The 17,229-nt window shown below is 53.2% G+C and carries 15 protein-coding genes and 4 tRNA genes; 14 read left to right on the top strand and 5 right to left on the bottom strand.

Annotated elements, in window-relative coordinates; all coding sequences use genetic code 11:
- Positions 1 to 4: 4 nt before the first annotated feature.
- From rffA to ABVM99_RS21420, 10 genes are all read left to right on the top strand, one after another.
- Entirely contained in the window at positions 5 to 1,135 is a 1,131-nt protein-coding gene (gene rffA, locus ABVM99_RS21465) for a dTDP-4-amino-4,6-dideoxygalactose transaminase (RefSeq protein WP_000612080.1), read from the top strand.
- A gap of 1 nt (position 1,136) precedes the next feature.
- Positions 1,137 to 2,387 (top strand): lipid III flippase WzxE, encoded by a 1,251-nt coding sequence (gene wzxE, locus ABVM99_RS21460; RefSeq protein ID WP_023195002.1) that lies wholly within the window; start codon positions 1,137 to 1,139, stop codon positions 2,385 to 2,387.
- A complete protein-coding gene (locus ABVM99_RS21455) occupies positions 2,384 to 3,463 on the top strand; it encodes a TDP-N-acetylfucosamine:lipid II N-acetylfucosaminyltransferase (protein WP_023195001.1) in 1,080 nt (359 codons plus the stop codon). Before wzxE ends, ABVM99_RS21455 begins: the two co-directional genes overlap by 4 nt.
- Positions 3,460 to 4,818, top strand: a complete 1,359-nt coding sequence (gene wzyE, locus ABVM99_RS21450) for an ECA oligosaccharide polymerase (protein WP_023195000.1) — start codon at positions 3,460 to 3,462, stop codon at positions 4,816 to 4,818. The genes ABVM99_RS21455 and wzyE overlap by 4 nt, the downstream gene beginning before the upstream one ends.
- Positions 4,815 to 5,555 carry a lipopolysaccharide N-acetylmannosaminouronosyltransferase gene (gene wecG, locus ABVM99_RS21445; RefSeq protein WP_000183617.1) on the top strand — a complete coding sequence of 247 codons (741 nt, stop codon included), beginning with the start codon at positions 4,815 to 4,817 and terminating at the stop codon, positions 5,553 to 5,555. The genes wzyE and wecG overlap by 4 nt, the downstream gene beginning before the upstream one ends.
- Before the next feature lie 206 nt (positions 5,556 to 5,761).
- Positions 5,762 to 7,147, top strand: coding sequence for an amino acid permease (locus ABVM99_RS21440; protein WP_000818378.1), 1,386 nt, complete (start codon positions 5,762 to 5,764; stop codon positions 7,145 to 7,147).
- 102 nt (positions 7,148 to 7,249) lie between these two features.
- Positions 7,250 to 7,326: transfer RNA gene (locus ABVM99_RS21435), tRNA-Arg, on the top strand.
- 54 nt (positions 7,327 to 7,380) lie between these two features.
- Positions 7,381 to 7,456: transfer RNA gene (locus tag ABVM99_RS21430), tRNA-His, on the top strand.
- 20 nt (positions 7,457 to 7,476) lie between these two features.
- A tRNA-Leu gene (locus ABVM99_RS21425) sits at positions 7,477 to 7,563 on the top strand.
- A 42-nt stretch (positions 7,564 to 7,605) separates the two neighbouring features.
- Positions 7,606 to 7,682 (top strand) — tRNA-Pro (locus ABVM99_RS21420).
- A 581-nt stretch (positions 7,683 to 8,263) separates the two neighbouring features.
- Here ABVM99_RS21420 and hemY read toward each other — a convergent pair.
- From hemY to hemC, 4 genes are read right to left on the bottom strand one after another with little or no spacing between them, the layout of a single operon-like run.
- Positions 8,264 to 9,460: a protoheme IX biogenesis protein HemY gene (gene hemY, locus ABVM99_RS21415; protein ID WP_001546072.1), complete on the bottom strand. Its 1,197-nt coding sequence runs from the start codon at positions 9,458 to 9,460 to the stop codon at positions 8,264 to 8,266.
- A gap of 2 nt (positions 9,461 to 9,462) precedes the next feature.
- Positions 9,463 to 10,632 (bottom strand): uroporphyrinogen-III C-methyltransferase, encoded by a 1,170-nt coding sequence (gene hemX, locus ABVM99_RS21410; protein WP_000138962.1) that lies wholly within the window; start codon positions 10,630 to 10,632, stop codon positions 9,463 to 9,465.
- Between the two features lie 21 nt (positions 10,633 to 10,653).
- Complete coding sequence (gene hemD / locus ABVM99_RS21405) at positions 10,654 to 11,394, bottom strand: uroporphyrinogen-III synthase (RefSeq protein WP_000025491.1); 741 nt, start codon at positions 11,392 to 11,394, stop codon at positions 10,654 to 10,656.
- Positions 11,391 to 12,332, bottom strand: coding sequence for a hydroxymethylbilane synthase (hemC, locus tag ABVM99_RS21400; RefSeq protein WP_001521319.1), 942 nt, complete (start codon positions 12,330 to 12,332; stop codon positions 11,391 to 11,393). The genes hemD and hemC overlap by 4 nt, the downstream gene beginning before the upstream one ends.
- Positions 12,333 to 12,708: 376 nt before the next feature.
- On the opposite strand from hemC, the gene cyaA reads away from it, so the two are divergent.
- The 4 genes from cyaA (at position 12,709) to ABVM99_RS21380 (ending at position 16,821) form a co-directional block, all read left to right on the top strand.
- Positions 12,709 to 15,255, top strand: a complete 2,547-nt coding sequence (gene cyaA, locus ABVM99_RS21395) for a class I adenylate cyclase (protein ID WP_000281718.1) — start codon at positions 12,709 to 12,711, stop codon at positions 15,253 to 15,255.
- Positions 15,256 to 15,362: 107 nt separating this feature from the next.
- A complete protein-coding gene (locus ABVM99_RS21390) occupies positions 15,363 to 15,719 on the top strand; it encodes a hypothetical protein (RefSeq protein WP_000752580.1) in 357 nt (118 codons plus the stop codon).
- A 185-nt stretch (positions 15,720 to 15,904) separates the two neighbouring features.
- Positions 15,905 to 16,447 (top strand): STM3941 family protein, encoded by a 543-nt coding sequence (locus tag ABVM99_RS21385; RefSeq protein ID WP_001747560.1) that lies wholly within the window; start codon positions 15,905 to 15,907, stop codon positions 16,445 to 16,447.
- An 11-nt stretch (positions 16,448 to 16,458) separates the two neighbouring features.
- Positions 16,459 to 16,821 (top strand): hypothetical protein, encoded by a 363-nt coding sequence (locus tag ABVM99_RS21380; protein WP_001651118.1) that lies wholly within the window; start codon positions 16,459 to 16,461, stop codon positions 16,819 to 16,821.
- 70 nt (positions 16,822 to 16,891) lie between these two features.
- Here the strand turns inward: ABVM99_RS21380 and cyaY are convergent, their stop codons facing one another.
- Positions 16,892 to 17,212 carry an iron donor protein CyaY gene (gene cyaY, locus ABVM99_RS21375; protein WP_000999920.1) on the bottom strand — a complete coding sequence of 107 codons (321 nt, stop codon included), beginning with the start codon at positions 17,210 to 17,212 and terminating at the stop codon, positions 16,892 to 16,894.
- Positions 17,213 to 17,229 lie beyond the last annotated feature (17 nt).

The following is a 17,229-nucleotide window of genomic DNA, read 5'->3' as shown; positions in this document are numbered from 1 at the left end:
CAACATGATTCCTTTTAATGCGCCGCCGGTGGTGGGAACCGAACTCGAATACATGCAGTCTGCAATGAGCAGCGGCAAACTGTGCGGCGACGGCGGCTTTACGCGTCGTTGCCAGCAGTGGCTGGAGCAACATTTCGGCAGCGCGAAGGTGTTGCTAACGCCTTCCTGTACCGCATCGCTGGAGATGGCGGCTCTGTTGTTGGATATTCAGCCCGGCGATGAAGTGATCATGCCGAGCTTTACGTTTGTCTCCACCGCTAACGCTTTTGTCCTGCGCGGCGCGAAAATTGTGTTTGTCGATATTCGTCCGGATACGATGAATATTGACGAAACGCTGATTGAGGCGGCGATTACTGATAAAACCCGCGCTATCGTGCCGGTACACTACGCTGGCGTCGCTTGTGAAATGGACGTCATCATGGCGCTGGCGGATAAGTATAATCTGTTCGTTGTCGAGGATGCCGCCCAGGGCGTGATGTCCACGTACAAAGGGCGCGCATTAGGGACGATCGGTCACATCGGCTGTTTTAGCTTCCATGAAACCAAAAATTACACCGCTGGCGGCGAAGGCGGCGCGACGCTGATCAACGATCGTACGCTGATTGAACGCGCGGAGATCATCCGCGAAAAAGGCACCAACCGTAGCCAGTTTTTCCGTGGTCAGGTGGATAAATACACCTGGCGGGATATCGGCTCCAGTTATTTGATGTCCGATCTGCAGGCTGCCTACCTGTGGGCGCAACTGGAGGCCGCCGATCGTATCAATCAACAGCGTCTGTCGCTGTGGCAGACTTACTACGATGCGTTAACGCCGCTGGCGCGCGCCGGGCGTATCGAGCTGCCTTCTATTCCGGAAAACTGCGGGCATAATGCCCACATGTTTTACATCAAACTGCGGGATATCGCCGATCGCAGCGCGCTGATTAATTTCCTGAAAGAGGCGGAAATCATGGCGGTATTCCATTACATTCCGCTGCATGATTGTCCGGCGGGCGATAAATTCGGCGAGTTTATCGGGGACGATGTCTACACCACAAAAGAGAGCGAACGTTTGCTGCGTCTGCCGCTGTTTTATAACCTTGCGCCCGTCGATCAACGAACGGTGATTACTACCTTGCTAAATTATTTCTCCTGATATGTCGCTTGCTAAAGCCTCCCTGTGGACGGCGGTCAGTACGCTGGTAAAAATTGGCGCCGGACTGCTGGTGGTGAAACTACTGGCCGTCTCTTTTGGTCCGTCGGGCGTCGGACAAGCGGGTAACTTCCGCCAGATGATCACCGTGCTGGGCGTATTGGCTGGCGCCGGGATATTTAACGGCGTTACCAAACTCGTCGCACAACATCATGATGACCCGGCGCAGTTACGTACCGTGGTGGGAACCTCCTCCGCGATGGTATTGGGGTTCTCTACGCTGCTGGCGCTGGTCTTCCTGCTGGCGGCGGCGCCGATTAGCCAGGGATTGTTCGGTCACACGGACTATCAAGGGCTGGTGCGTCTGGTTGCGCTGGTACAAATGGGGATCGCCTGGGCGAACCTGCTGCTGGCGCTAATGAAGGGCTTTCGTGACGCGTCGGGTAATGCCTTATCGTTAATTGTCGGCAGCTTTTTGGGCGTCGCCGCCTGGTATCTCTGCTATCGTGTCGGCGGCTATGAAGGCGCTCTGCTTGGCCTGGCGCTGGTGCCGGCGCTGGTGGTAGTGCCAGCCGGTATAACACTGATTAAGCGCGGCACCGTCCCGCTACGCTATCTCAAGCCCTCCTGGGACAATGGTCTGGCAGGGCAGCTCAGTAAATTTACCCTGATGGCGCTGATTACCTCCGTTACGATGCCGGTTGCCTATGTGATGATGCGAAACCAACTGGCCGCGCACTATAGCTGGAGCGATGTCGGGATCTGGCAGGGCGTAAGCAGTATTTCTGATGCCTATCTGCAATTTATCACCGCCTCCTTCAGCGTTTACCTGTTACCCACGCTCTCACGCCTGACGGAAAAACAGGACATTACGCGTGAAGTGGTAAAAGCGCTGAAATTTGTTTTACCGGCGGTTGCGGCGGCGAGTTTTACCGTCTGGCTACTGCGCGATTTTGCTATCTGGCTGCTTTTTTCCGCCAAATTCACCGCGATGCGCGATCTGTTCGCCTGGCAGTTAGTGGGCGACGTGCTGAAAGTTGGCGCCTATGTTTTCGGTTATCTGGTGATTGCCAAAGCGTCGTTGCGATTTTACATTCTGGCTGAAATTAGCCAGTTCATTCTGTTAACGGCGTTCGCTCACTGGCTGATTCCCGCTCACGGCGCGCTGGGTGCGGCACAGGCTTATATGGCCACTTATATTGTCTATTTTTCACTTTGTTGCGGCGTATTTTTACTCTGGCGTAGGCGAGCATGACTGTACTGATTCACGTCCTGGGATCGGATATCCCTCACCATAACCACACCGTGCTGCGGTTTTTCAATGATACGCTGGCCGCCACAAGCGAGCACGCGCGCGAATTTATGGTTGCCGGCGAAGATAACGGTTTCACGGAAAGCTGTCCGGCGCTCTCGCTTCGTTTTTATGGCAGTAAGAAAGCGTTGGCGCAGGCGGTCATCGCCAAAGCGAAAGCAAATCGTCGACAGAGATTCTTCTTTCACGGTCAGTTCAACACCAGCCTGTGGCTGGCGCTGTTAAGCGGCGGTATTAAGCCAGCTCAGTTTTACTGGCATATCTGGGGCGCGGATCTCTACGAAGTGTCCCACGGGCTGAAATTCCGCCTTTTCTACCCGCTTCGTCGTATCGCGCAGGGGCGAGTAGGGTGCGTATTCGCGACGCGCGGCGATCTCAGCTATTTTGCGCGCCAGCACCCGGGCGTACGCGGCGAGTTGCTCTATTTCCCGACGCGCATGGATCCTTCCCTGAATGCTATGGCAAAAGAGCGCCAACGTGCGGGGAAATTGACCATTTTGGTAGGGAACTCCGGCGATCGCAGTAACCAACATATTGCGGCGTTACGGGCGGTGTATCAGCAGTTTGGCGACACGGTAAACGTGGTGGTGCCGATGGGCTATCCGGCCAATAACCAGGCCTATATTGATGAGGTTCGTCAGGTCGGCCTGGCGCTATTTAGCGCCGAAAATCTACAAATTCTTAGCGAAAAAATGGAATTTGATGCCTATCTTGCGCTATTGCGCCAGTGCGACCTCGGTTATTTTATTTTTGCCCGCCAACAGGGGATCGGGACGTTGTGTCTGCTAATTCAGGCCGATATCCCGTGCGTACTGAACCGCGACAATCCTTTCTGGCAGGATATGGCGGAACAGCATCTGCCCGTCCTGTTTACCACGGACGATCTTAATGAGCAGGTCGTGCGCGAGGCGCAGCGTCAGCTCGCATCGGTAGATAAAAGCGGCATCACCTTCTTTAGCCCCAACTACCTGCAACCGTGGCATAATGCGTTGAGAATCGCCGCAGGAGAAGCCGAATGAGTTTAATGCAATTCAGCGGGCTGCTGGTGGTCTGGCTGCTCTCTACGCTGTTTATCACCACGCTGACCTGGTTTGAATTCCGCCGCGTGCGTTTTAACTTCAACGTTTTCTTTTCGTTGCTGTTTTTGTTGACCTTCTTTTTTGGTTTTCCGCTAACCAGCGTGCTGGTATTTCGTTTCGACGTTGGCGTCGCGCCGCCGGAAATCTTATTGCAGGCTCTATTATCCGCCGCCTGTTTCTACGGCGTGTATTACGTGACCTATAAAACGCGTTTACGCAAACGCGTTGTGGATGTACCACGCAAGCCGCTATTTACCATGAACCGGGTGGAAACCCACCTTACCTGGGTGATCCTGATGGGCATCGCGCTGGTGAGCGTGGCGATTTTCTTTATGCATAACGGCTTTTTGCTGTTCCGGCTGCACTCCTACAGCCAGATCTTTTCCAGCGAAGTTTCCGGCGTGGCGTTAAAACGGTTCTTCTATTTCTTCATTCCGGCGATGCTGGTGGTCTATTTCCTGCGCCAGGACAGCAAAGCGTGGCTGTTTTTTCTGGTGAGCACCGTCGCGTTTGGCCTGTTGACCTACATGATTGTCGGCGGCACGCGCGCCAACATCATTATTGCGTTTGCTATCTTCCTGTTTATCGGCATTATTCGGGGCTGGATCAGCCTGTGGATGCTGGCGGCGGCGGGCGTGCTGGGGATTGTCGGTATGTTCTGGCTGGCGCTCAAACGCTACGGATTAAATGTGAGCGGCGATGAGGCGTTCTATACGTTTCTTTATCTGACGCGCGATACCTTTTCGCCGTGGGAGAATCTGGCGCTGCTGTTGCAAAATTACCACAATATCGATTTTCAGGGGCTGGCCCCTATCGTGCGTGATTTCTACGTCTTTATTCCCACCTGGTTATGGCCGGGACGACCCAGTATCGTGCTGAATTCTGCGAATTACTTCACCTGGGAAGTCCTGAACAACCATTCTGGCCTGGCGATATCGCCAACGCTTATCGGATCTCTGGTGGTCATGGGCGGGGCGCTGTTTATTCCGCTCGGCGCGATCGTCGTCGGGCTGATTATCAAATGGTTCGACTGGCTGTATGAACTGGGTAACCGGGAGCCCAATCGCTATAAGGCGGCGATTCTGCACAGTTTCTGCTTTGGCGCCATCTTTAATATGATTGTGCTGGCGCGAGAAGGGCTGGATTCGTTTGTTTCGCGCGTGGTTTTCTTCCTGGTGGTTTTTGGCGCCAGCCTGCTGGTCGCTAAGCTTCTGTTCTGGTTATTTGATAGCGCCGGACTGATTCATAAACGTACAACTTCGCTCCCTCAGGCACAGGTGGAAGGAAAACTATGACCAATAATGCCGCTGCGCCCCTTTACTCGCTGCGTGGATTACCTCTGATTGGCTGGCGCGACATGTCACACGCGCTGAATTATCTGTTTGCCGATGGTCAACTGAAGCAAGGCACGTTGGTGGCGATCAACGCCGAAAAGCTGCTGACGGCGGAAGATAATCCGGAAGTCCGCGCGTTGATAGCGGCGGCGGAATTTAAATATGCCGATGGCATCAGCGTGGTGCGTTCAATACGTAAAAAATTTCCGCAGGCGCAGGTTTCTCGTGTGGCTGGCGCCGACCTTTGGGAAGCGTTAATGGCGCGCGCGGGGAAAGAAGGCACGCCGGTATTTCTTGTCGGCGGCAAGCCTGAGGTGCTGGCGCAGACGGAAGCAAAACTACGGACACAGTGGAACGTCAATATTGTGGGTAGCCAGGACGGTTACTTTACGCCGGAGCAGCGTCAGGCGCTATTTGCGCGTATCCATGCCAGCGGCGCGAAAATTGTCACCGTCGCGATGGGATCGCCAAAACAGGAATTGCTAATGCGCGATTGTCGGGAAGTGCATCCCCATGCGTTATATATGGGGGTGGGCGGTACCTATGATGTGTTTACTGGTCACGTCAAACGCGCTCCAAAAATATGGCAGAACCTGGGGCTGGAGTGGTTGTATCGTCTGCTTTCGCAACCGAAGCGTATTACCCGCCAGATGCGTCTGCTGCGCTACCTTCGCTGGCACTATACTGGCGATCTCTAATTCTCCCTTCTGATGACTTGAGCAGCGGATTGTGCTTATGGCGCTGCTCATTTACAACATAATCGATGATTTTTTACACAATAAGTGCATTTTTTTAATGCTCCATTTGCCATTTGTCCAAATTTAAGAAAATATTCGCAACAATCGATGTACCCATAACAATAACCGGTACTACCGGAACCGTTGCAAACACGACATGAGGATTTATGGCAGAGAAAAAACCGGAGCTACAGCGTGGGCTGGAAGCTCGTCATATTGAATTGATTGCCCTCGGGGGCACCATCGGCGTCGGACTCTTTATGGGCGCCGCCAGTACGCTGAAATGGGCGGGCCCGTCAGTGCTGCTGGCGTATATCATCGCCGGATTGTTCGTCTTTTTCATCATGCGCTCGATGGGGGAGATGCTCTTTCTGGAACCTGTTACCGGCTCCTTTGCCGTGTACGCCCACCGGTATATGAGTCCTTTTTTTGGCTATCTTACCGCCTGGTCATACTGGTTTATGTGGATGGCGGTCGGGATCTCGGAAATTACCGCCATTGGGGTCTACGTCCAGTTCTGGTTTCCGGAGATGGCGCAGTGGATACCGGCGCTGATTGCCGTCGGACTGGTCGCGTTGGCGAATCTGGCTGCGGTGCGCCTGTATGGTGAAATCGAGTTCTGGTTTGCGATGATCAAAGTCACCACGATTATTGTGATGATCATCATCGGTCTGGGGGTGATTTTCTTCGGCTTTGGTAACGGAGGCCAGGCGATTGGCTTTGGTAATCTGACCGAGCATGGCGGCTTTTTTGCCGGCGGCTGGAAAGGCTTTCTGACCGCATTATGTATCGTGGTGGCCTCTTATCAGGGGGTTGAGTTGATCGGTATTACCGCCGGTGAAGCGAAGAATCCGCAGGTGACGTTGCGTAGCGCGGTGGGTAAAGTGCTGTGGCGTATCCTGATTTTTTATGTTGGCGCGATTTTCGTGATCGTCACCATTTTCCCGTGGAATGAGATTGGCAGCAACGGCAGCCCCTTTGTACTCACCTTCGCGAAAATCGGCATCACCGCCGCGGCGGGCATTATCAACTTTGTCGTGCTGACGGCGGCGCTCTCCGGCTGTAACAGCGGAATGTATAGCTGTGGGCGTATGCTTTACGCGCTGGCGAAAAACCGTCAACTGCCGGCGGCAGTCGCGAAAGTCTCTCGCCACGGCGTGCCGGTCGCGGGCGTGGCGCTCTCTATTTTGATTTTGCTGGTAGGTTCTTGCCTGAACTACATCATCCCCAATCCGCAGCGCGTCTTTGTTTACGTTTATAGCGCCAGCGTACTGCCGGGGATGGTGCCGTGGTTTGTCATTCTGATTAGCCAACTGCGCTTTCGTCGGGCGCATAAAGAAGCGATTGCGGATCATCCTTTTCGTTCCATTATGTTTCCGTGGGCGAACTATTTGACGATGGCGTTTCTGGTTTGCGTTTTAATCGGCATGTACTTTAATGAAGATACGCGCATGTCGCTGTTTGTCGGCGTCATCTTCCTGCTGGCCGTCACGCTGGTCTACAAAGTTTTCGGTCTGAATCGTCACGGAACCGCCCACAAGGTGGGGGAATAAGCGCCAAAATGCGCAAAGCATAACCAAACGCGCATTTTATTTAAAAAGGCACTGGACAGCGGGGTGTGAAGTCCGTATTATCCACCCCCGCAACGGCGCTAAGCGCCCGTAGCTCAGCTGGATAGAGCGCTGCCCTCCGGAGGCAGAGGTCTCAGGTTCGAATCCTGTCGGGCGTACCATTTATTTAGGTGCTTGAGCTGCGGTGGTTTAATACCGCGTAAAAAGTTTCAGTGGTGGCTATAGCTCAGTTGGTAGAGCCCTGGATTGTGATTCCAGTTGTCGTGGGTTCGAATCCCATTAGCCACCCCATTAATATAGAGTTGTGAAACGCGAAGGTGGCGGAATTGGTAGACGCGCTAGCTTCAGGTGTTAGTGTCCTTACGGACGTGGGGGTTCAAGTCCCCCCCCTCGCACCACGACTCAATGAATTGAACTAAAAATTCAAAAAAGCAGTATATCGGCGAGTAGCGCAGCTTGGTAGCGCAACTGGTTTGGGACCAGTGGGTCGGAGGTTCGAATCCTCTCTCGCCGACCAATTTTGAACCCCGCTTCGGCGGGGTTTTTTGTTTTCTGTCCATTTTCAACCACTTATCCCACACGTGTTGCCATTATAGTTTATTGGCGATATCCCAGACTTTATTTGTCGCTATTCGGTGACGAATAATCTATTGATTTATAATCACTTTATAAAAAGCATCCTGTTCTGTCTCCGCCGGGCGACACTCTAAAACCTCGCCAGCGGCGGGGGGATGTCAATCGCGTGAATTCTCTACGTTTTTTTAACGCCTGCGCCTGTTTTTTAGCGGTGCAAAGATGGCACGTTATGTGCAATAATGTACGGGTAGATGCTCATTCCATCTCTTATGTTCGCCTTCTGGCCTCATAAACTCAGGAATGATGCAGAGCCGTTTACGGTGCTTATCGTCCACTGACAGATGTCGCTTACGCCTCATCAAACACCCTGGACACAACGTTGAGTGAAGCACCCCTTTATGTTGTCATACAGACCTGTTTTGACGCCTGCCCCTTAACCGGGCAGGCGTTTTTTTATGCATTCCGAATGATTTTGCGTAGGCGGTAAGCCCGGTAAGCGAAGCGCCACCGGGCAAGAGGGAATTACTGCGGGGGATTGTTCTGTAATGTCAGCATCAGGCCGTCGCGCCGCATGGCGGCGGCCTCTTCCGGTTGATGCAGTCGATCAAGCGCATCGGCAAGCCAGGCATAATCATACGCGTCCGGGCGTTGTTTTAGCGCGGCGCGGAAAGCCAGGGTCGCCTCCTGCCATTCACCGTGTTTCATTAGCGACTGGCCGAGCGTGCTCCATAACAGTGGGCGATCGCCTACCGTCTTGATTTGCTGGCGCAGCACTTTCTCCAGTTGTTCCGGATTATTGGTTCTGAGGCGAGGAATGGGCAGCACCAGCCGATCGTCATACTGGCGTTTCAGACCGTCAATGATAATCTGCTGCGCCATATCATGATCGTCACATTCGATCAGATGCTCGGCCATTGCGACCTGCAGCGCCACCTGATGGCGGGTTTTACGGCTTTGGTTTTTCCACCAGGTGCGTAATCCTTCGCTGCCCTGCTCGGCGCGCGCCTGATCCATGAGTCCTATCCACGCCTGTTGTTCGAGCATGGCGCGATGCGCTTCATCGCCGACGTGCGCTTTCGCCATGGATGGGATGATATCCAGTAACGAACTCCATGCGCTGGTGCGAATATAGGCCTGCTCCGCCAGACGCAGAACTTCCGGGTGACGCGGCGTGACCTCCAGCAGTTTGTCCACGCCGTGACGCGCCGCGTGATTTTCATTGCGCGCCAGCTGTAAGCGCACGCGCGTGATCTCGACCGGGATGGTGTCGTTCCCCGCCAGCTCTGCCGCACGTTCAAGGTGCTGATTAGCGCGTGCTTCATCGCCGCGCTGCTGCGCCGCTTCTGCCGCCAGCAGATAATTTACCACCGGTTGTTCAGCATGGTCGGCATTTTTTGACATCAGCTTTTCAACCTGCTGATAGTCGCCCTCCGCCAGCTTCAGCAGTGCCTGTTCGGTCTGCTTGCGGGCGCGACGGCGTTTACGGCCGGCAAACCAACCGCGGGTGTGCGCGCCGGTACGAAACAGACGGCGTAGCAACCACTCAATGGCGAATAGCACCACCATAGCGACGATGAGAATGATCGCCAGTCCGGTGACGCTGGTTTCAATGTTGTAGTTATCGGTCTGGATTAACACATAGCCCTGGTGACCGGCTATCATCGGGCCGACCACGATACCCGCGAGCAACAACACAAAGAGCAATAATACTTTTAGCATCATTATTCTCCTTGCGGCGCGGCTGCCGGAGCGTCTGTCTGCGTGGCAGGCGCTGCCGTAGAGACTGTCGGTTGCGCCAGCAGATTACGCACGCGGGTTTGCATCAGTTTTTCAAGAATCGCCTGGCTTCCCAGGGTTTCCGGCAGATCCATCGTAATATTTTGCTGGCTTAATTTATCGACCTCCTCCAGGAAGGCTTTTGTCGCGGCGTCGTCAGTATCGTAATAAGCGCGAACCCAGGTCGAAACGTTATCCAGCGCCTGACGGTATGTTTCTTCCTGATGGCGTGGCACGGCCTGCGCGGCGACTAACAGGCGGGAGCGAATATTTTCGCGTAAATAGACGTCCTGGTTGGGCGCCAACAGCGGTACGGCGGTATCATCGCGGCGGCGAATGGTAATAAAGCTGTCCATAAAGTTCTGCCAGCTTTTTTGCAGGTTAACGCGCCATTCGCTTAGCGAGCTGGACAGTTCGCTGCTGTCTGAATCCATCGGCGAACCATCGGTATCGTTATCCGCCAGACGCAGGTTATCGATTTGGTTAGAGAGCTGATTGAGCTTGAGAATAATGCCGTCGTAGTCGATCTGCGCAACGGATGACAGGCTGGCGATATCGTCAGTAATCGCGCGTCGTGCGGTAATCAGGCTGGGGTCATTCATGTCCGCCAGACTGGCGTCAGCGCTTTTGAGCAGCGCAGCGGCGGTAGTGACGTCCTGATCGCTCCACAGCTTGCGTCCGGCGAGTTTCACCAGGAAATCAGCCTGCGCCAGCAGCCAGGTTTTAGCATCGCTGCCGGAAATGGTGGCGACTTTTTGTTGTACTTCATCAAGCTGTTTCGCCAGCGCCGCCTGTTGGCGATTCGCGTCATCTAACTGCGCCGCTTGTTTTTTGATAATCCCTTCCAGCTCCGCTTTTTGGCTCTCCTGCGCCTTTTGCAAGGCGGTCAGTTGCGTCGCCAGCGCATCGCTGGTTTCCGTTTGCGCGGTTGCTTGCTGTTTCCCCCAGCCATAAAGCCCAATACCTGCCGCCAGGGCAATCGCAATCGCCACCGCGCTTAATACCAGCGCGGCGCCGTTCTTACTTTTTTTCTCGGTATTAACTGGCTGTGGCGTGGTTTCCACGCTCTCCCTGGTCTCATCAACCACGGCGGAGGATTTTTCTTGTTCCGTCATTATGGCATCCCATTATGAGAGTTATTGTAATGCGCGCAACAGCGCATCGTTGTCGGCGTTATCAGCGACCTTAATATCTTGCCAGCCCAGCTCCCGGGCGAGGTGCGCCAGACGTTCACTGACGACCAATAGCCGACAGCGTAGTAACCAGTGCTCACGATACCACTGGGGAGTCAGCGACCAGAGCCGTTGCAACATCTCGCCGCTGGTAACAACAAGCGTTGTTACGCCGCGAGTATGCCAGCGCATCGCTTCTTCCGCGCCATCGTAATGTTTCGCACATCGTTGATAACATTCACAAAAACTGACTTCGGCTCCGCGAGCTGTCAGGGTTTCGCCCAGCAGTTCGCGGCCGCCATTGCCACGCAAAATCAGCGCGCGTTTGCCCGCAATATTTTGTAATTCAGGTAATTGTAGCAAGGCTTCGCTGATTTCCCGATCCAATGGATAACGAATATCGAACCCGCTAACGGTATGAAGGGCGAGCGCCGTGGTGCGGCCAATCGCGAAATAGCGCGGCGACGCAGGCCAGTTTCGACCATCCCGCTGGAGCTGGGCGTGAGCAAAGGCGACGGCGTGCTGTGAAAGGGCAAAAACCAGATCGTTTTCCGCGAGCGTCGCCAGGCGGTCGGCCAGGGTGGGTAGCTCCCGGCCGGCGACAAATTCAATCAGTGGAAAACTCCAGGCCACCTGCCCCAGTGCGCGCAGACGGCTCACTAACGCTTCCCCTGCGGGAGAGGGGCGGGTGATCAGAATACTCATGCGGGCGTCTCGCCGTTATAAACTTCCGTCAGAATCGCGCGCGCGCCGTTTTCCAGCAGTTCCTCTGCAAGCGAGATGCCCATTTGCTCCGCCTGCTCGGGAGAACCACGACGTTCGCCGCGCACCATCACCGAACCGTCCGGCGCGCCAACCAGCGCGCGTAGCCAAATTTCACCGTTGATGATTTCTGCATAGCTGCCAATCGGCACCTGACAACCGCCTTCCAGGCGGGTGTTCATAGCGCGTTCCGCCGTTACGCGCAGCGCGGTTTGCGAGTGATTCAACGGTGCGAGCAGCGCCTGCGTTCGCGCGTCGTCAAGACGACACTCAATCCCGACGGCGCCCTGGCCTACGGCAGGAAGCGAAACGTCGGGCGGCAAGGCTGTGCGAATGCGCGACTCCAGACCTAAGCGTTTCAGACCGGCCACGGCCAGGATAATGGCGTCATAGTCGCCGTTGTCCAGCTTGCCGAGACGTGTGCCGACGTTGCCGCGCAACGAACGGATAATGAGGTCCGGACGGCGTTCCGCCAGTTGACACTGGCGACGCAAACTGGACGTCCCGACGATACTACCCGCGGGCAGATCGTCCAGACTGTGATATTTATTCGAGACAAACGCGTCGCGCGGATCTTCGCGCTCGCAAATGGTCACCAGACCGAGACCGTCCGGGAAGGCCACCGGAACGTCTTTCATAGAGTGCACGGCGATATCAGCGCGTTTTTCCAGCAGCGCGATTTCAAGCTCTTTAACAAACAGTCCCTTACCGCCCACTTTAGCCAGGGGAGTATCAAGGATCACGTCGCCGCGTGTGACCATCGGCACCAGTTCTACCGTCAGTCCCGGATGGGTTGCCATCAATGCGTCTTTGACATAATGTGCCTGCCAAAGCGCAAGGGGACTTTGGCGTGTGGCAATTCTTAAAACATTGTCTAACATGCTTGTTACCGTCATTATCAATCATTGACCATCCTAACATCCTTATAGAGAGTATGTTAGTTTTCCGGTCACCGTGAGTGAGAGGATAAGGCGCAGTGTCGTCAATGACAGTGAATAATGACGAGAAACCGCCAGCCCGTATTTAAGAATTTACACGCAGCGAACGGTGCTACACTTGTATGTAGCGCATCTTTCTTTACGGTCAATGAGCAAGGTGTTAAATTGATCACGTTTTAGACCATTTTTTCGTCGGTATTAGATAAAAATATGCAGGCGAGAAAGGGTAACGGTTATTTTTGACATACGGTTTATCCCGAATGGCGACGGTCAAGTACTGACCTGCACCATGACGGGTAGCAACATCAGGCGATACGTCTTGTACCTCTATATTGAGACTCTGAAACAGAGACTGGATGCCATAAATCAACTGCGTGTGGATCGCGCGCTTGCTGCCATGGGACCCGCTTTTCAGCAGGTTTACAGTCTTCTGCCGACATTATTGCACTATCACCATCCACTGATGCCGGGTTACCTTGATGGTAACGTTCCCAGCGGTATTTGCTTCTACACGCCTGATGAAACCCAACGCCACTATCTGAACGAACTTGAGCTGTACCGCGGTATGACGCCGCAGGACCCGCCGAAGGGCGAGCTGCCGATTACCGGCGTTTACACCATGGGCAGCACCTCCTCGGTCGGGCAGAGCTGCTCGTCCGACCTGGATATCTGGGTGTGCCATCAGTCCTGGCTCGACGGCGAAGAGCGTCAGTTGCTGCAACGTAAGTGTAGCCTGCTGGAAAGCTGGGCCGCCTCGCTTGGCGTTGAGGTGAGCTTCTTCCTGATCGACGAGAACCGTTTCCGCCATAACGAAAGCGGCAGTCTGGGCGGGGAAGACTGTGGTTCTACGCAGCATATCCTGTTGCTTGATGAGTTTTATCGTACCGCTGTGCGCCTGGCCGGGAAGCGTATCCTGTGGAGTATGGTGCCGTGCGACGAAGAAGAGCATTACGACGACTATGTCATGACGCTCTACGCGCAGGGCGTATTAACGCCAAACGAATGGCTGGATCTGGGGGGCTTAAGCTCGCTCTCCGCCGAAGAGTACTTTGGCGCCAGCCTGTGGCAGCTATACAAGAGCATTGACTCGCCGTACAAAGCGGTGCTGAAAACGCTGCTGCTGGAAGCCTACTCATGGGAATATCCCAACCCACGTCTGCTGGCGAAAGATATTAAACAACGTCTGCATGACGGTGAAATCGTATCGTTTGGACTCGATCCCTACTGCATGATGCTGGAACGGGTCACTGAATACCTGACGGCGATTGAAGATCCGACGCGGCTGGATTTAGTCCGCCGCTGCTTTTACCTGAAAGTGTGCGAGAAATTAAGTCGCGAGCGTGCCTGCGTAGGCTGGCGTCGGGAAGTATTAAGCCAGTTAGTCAGTGAGTGGGGATGGGACGACGCGCGTCTGACCATGCTCGATAATCGCGCAAACTGGAAAATCGATCAGGTGCGCGAAGCTCACAACGAATTGCTCGACGCCATGATGCAAAGCTATCGTAATCTGATTCGCTTTGCGCGGCGCAACAACCTCAGCGTGAGTGCCAGCCCGCAGGATATCGGCGTACTGACGCGTAAGCTGTACGCCGCTTTTGAAGCGTTGCCGGGTAAAGTCACGCTGGTGAACCCGCAGATATCGCCGGATCTGTCCGAGCCGAATTTAACCTTTATCCATGTGCCGCCGGGACGCGCCAACCGTTCAGGCTGGTATCTCTACAACCGCGCGCCGAACATGGATTCCATCATCAGCCATCAGCCGCTGGAATATAACCGTTATCTTAATAAGCTGGTCGCGTGGGCGTGGTTCAACGGCCTGCTGACGTCGCGAACGCATCTGTTTATTAAGGGCAACGGTATTGTCGACCTGCCTAAGTTGCAGGAGATGGTCGCCGATGTTTCGCACCATTTCCCGCTGCGCTTGCCTGCTCCAACGCCGAAAGCGCTCTACAGCCCCTGTGAAATTCGCCATCTGGCGATTATCGTTAACCTCGAATATGACCCGACGGCGGCGTTTCGCAATAAAGTGGTCCATTTTGACTTCCGTAAGCTGGACGTTTTCAGCTTTGGCGAAGAGCAAAACTGTCTGATAGGCAGTATCGACTTGTTATATCGCAACTCGTGGAACGAAGTGCGTACTCTGCACTTTAACGGCGAGCAGGCGATGATCGAAGCGCTGAAAACGATTCTGGGGAAAATGCACCAGGATGCCGCGCCGCCGGATAGCGTCGAAGTGTTCTGCTACAGTCAGCATCTTCGCGGTCTGATTCGCACCCGCGTGCAGCAACTGGTCTCCGAATGTATCGAGCTACGTCTTTCCAGCACCCGTCAGGAGACCGGTCGCTTCAAGGCGCTGCGGGTTTCCGGGCAGACGTGGGGACTATTCTTCGAACGCTTGAATGTCTCGGTGCAGAAGCTGGAGAACGCTATCGAATTCTACGGCGCGATTTCGCATAACAAGCTGCACGGGCTGTCGGTACAGGTGGAAACCAACCAAGTGAAATTGCCGTCAGTGGTGGATGGCTTCGCCAGCGAAGGGATCATCCAGTTCTTCTTTGAAGAAACGGGCGATGAGAAAGGCTTTAATATTTATATTCTGGATGAAAGTAACCGGGCGGAAGTGTATCACCACTGCGAAGGTAGCAAGGAAGAACTGGTGCGCGACGTCAGTCGCTTCTATTCGTCATCGCACGATCGCTTCACGTATGGCTCCAGTTTTATCAACTTTAACCTGCCGCAGTTCTACCAGATAGTGAAAACCGATGGCCGCGCGCAGGTGATCCCATTCCGTACGCAGCCTATCAACACCGTGCCGCCAGCAAACCAGGATCATGACGCGCCGCTATTGCAGCAGTATTTTTCGTAAGTGCTGCGCCGGGCAAAGCTGCCCGGCCGGCGTTCACCGCTTCACATTAACTTCACCCAACTTCGTTACCGTGACCTCCGCATTTGGTTTACAGGAGGAGGTTTGAGGTGGCAGATGCGTTCATTTTGTTAGGGATAGTCATGGCGATGGTCAGCCTCGGCTTCATTCTTATAAATAAGTTATTCTGTTTTATATCCGCTGGGTGCCTGCTCTCGCTATGCGCCAGCATGGCCAGTTTTCAACTCTGGGATGCGTCTTACTGGGGGCGATGGGGAAAAGTATGTCCCGGTCTGGAGGATGTGATCATCTCCTGCGACAATTACCATTTTCTCTATGACTTGGGATGGGAATTGTACGGTATCGCCTTTTTGTTCTTTACCGCGTTAATGCTCACATGTGCGGCCATTATTCTTATCAATATGATTATGGCTTTAGAACGATACTGTGCCGGATGGCGGCGCTAACACGCCTTATCCAGCCTACATTCGAAGAATGCTCATTGAGCGGAACAAGGTTTAGACAATATTTTTTCTTATACAATTTATGTAGTAATATCCAGACCGTTCAAAACGCTATCGCGTCTTTCATTGTTTTCGTAAATATGTTTTGAAAAACCATATTAGAAACAAAAGCTCTTTAATGGTTTCTTATGGATGTTTTTATAAAAGGATATTATATGTCAATAAACAACCCTATTCTTATTTACGTGAATAAGAAACGACAAATAAAATTAGCTCTGTTTTATTCAGTGGTAGCTATAGCTCTTATGATGAGCCTCTTTCTAAATTATAGTATTATGCTAAAGATGGTGTGTGTTTTTTTAATACTCCTCATGATAGCAGGCGCAAGTGCTTACTGGTACTCCGCCTTTTCAGGAAAGCCACAGCTAACGTTGAACCAGGAGGGAGTAACATTACACACAACCAGGCTACCAATAGTTTACTGGCATGAAATCGACTATGTTGGTGAGCGTGTTAGCGATAATACGCCTGTGCTGGCCGTTTTTGTCAAAGATGTTGAGCTTTATTGTCAGCGAATTACTAATGAGAAAATGCGTAATAATTTTCTGTCATTATTAAATAAGCATGGAAGTAATCGCGTGATGAATATCTCTCTAAACGATCTCGATTATGATTCAGATGAGTTACAGGATATTTTTAAAATGGCTGTTGCCAGAAACCTGGAACAATAGGGTAGAGATATATGTTTTTTGTTATTACTCACCATATTGATGTGCTGCCTCTGGCAACCCTACCCACACATGAAACATGCCCTTATTGTAATAATCAGGATGTATGGTTGATTATTCGCCAAAAAAGGACCCGTACATGTGGTCTGTCTCAAGCGAGAAAAAGAGATAAGTTTGGTTTAGCGATATGCAATCATTGCAGCAATGAAATCAAGGAAAAACGTTGGTCACCAGCGTTACGTCAACTTTTTAACGAGCAGAAGCCACTATTTAACCTAACCTTTTGGCAACGCTACGGCTTTTGGGTTGGTTGGTTGAGTGTATGGCCCGCGCTGTTTCTGGCAACCTGGCTGTATTTCACATTTCGGGGTTGGTAATACGACCGCATATCTCGTTAAATATACGCAGGAAAGCGCTATTCTTCTGGCTCTCCTGCGGAATTAAAACTTAGCGAAAACTCACCTTTTCACCCGCTTGCTGCGTCGCCGCCTGCTCCAGCAGCTCCCAGAAGGTTTCGCCGCTGCGATCGCAAACCCACTCGTCGCCTTTCAGATCGAAATGATAGCCGCCCTGTTTGGTCGCCAGCCACACCTGGTGCAACGGCTCCTGACGGTTAATAATGATCTTACTGCCGTTTTCAAAGCTGATGGTCAACACGCCGCCGTTGATTTCACAGTCGATATCGCTGTCGCCGTCCCAGTTATCGAGGCGTTCTTCAATGGTGAGCCACAGGGCGTCAGCCAGGCGATGAAATTCACTGTCGTTCATTGTTTTATCCCGCTATT

It is taken from the genome of Salmonella sp. SJTUF15591 (assembly GCF_043356435.1).
GTDB classification, from domain to species: Bacteria; Pseudomonadota; Gammaproteobacteria; order Enterobacterales; family Enterobacteriaceae; genus Salmonella; species Salmonella enterica.
This window is presented reverse-complemented; position numbering and strand designations above follow the sequence as displayed.

Coding starts and splice junctions, on each gene's coding strand:
- rffA (WP_000612080.1), top strand. CDS start 5: ATGATTCCTTTTAATGCGCCGCCGGTGGTGGGAACCGAACTCGAATAC.
- ABVM99_RS21455 (WP_023195001.1), top strand. CDS start 2,384: ATGACTGTACTGATTCACGTCCTGGGATCGGATATCCCTCACCATAAC.
- hemY (WP_001546072.1), bottom strand. CDS start 9,460: ATGCTAAAAGTATTATTGCTCTTTGTGTTGTTGCTCGCGGGTATCGTG.
- wecG (WP_000183617.1), top strand. CDS start 4,815: ATGACCAATAATGCCGCTGCGCCCCTTTACTCGCTGCGTGGATTACCT.
- wzxE (WP_023195002.1), top strand. CDS start 1,137: ATGTCGCTTGCTAAAGCCTCCCTGTGGACGGCGGTCAGTACGCTGGTA.
- wzyE (WP_023195000.1), top strand. CDS start 3,460: ATGAGTTTAATGCAATTCAGCGGGCTGCTGGTGGTCTGGCTGCTCTCT.
- hemD (WP_000025491.1), bottom strand. CDS start 11,394: ATGAGTATTCTGATCACCCGCCCCTCTCCCGCAGGGGAAGCGTTAGTG.
- hemX (WP_000138962.1), bottom strand. CDS start 10,632: ATGACGGAACAAGAAAAATCCTCCGCCGTGGTTGATGAGACCAGGGAG.
- cyaY (WP_000999920.1), bottom strand. CDS start 17,212: ATGAACGACAGTGAATTTCATCGCCTGGCTGACGCCCTGTGGCTCACC.
- ABVM99_RS21380 (WP_001651118.1), top strand. CDS start 16,459: ATGTTTTTTGTTATTACTCACCATATTGATGTGCTGCCTCTGGCAACC.
- hemC (WP_001521319.1), bottom strand. CDS start 12,332: ATGTTAGACAATGTTTTAAGAATTGCCACACGCCAAAGTCCCCTTGCG.
- ABVM99_RS21440 (WP_000818378.1), top strand. CDS start 5,762: ATGGCAGAGAAAAAACCGGAGCTACAGCGTGGGCTGGAAGCTCGTCAT.
- ABVM99_RS21385 (WP_001747560.1), top strand. CDS start 15,905: ATGGATGTTTTTATAAAAGGATATTATATGTCAATAAACAACCCTATT.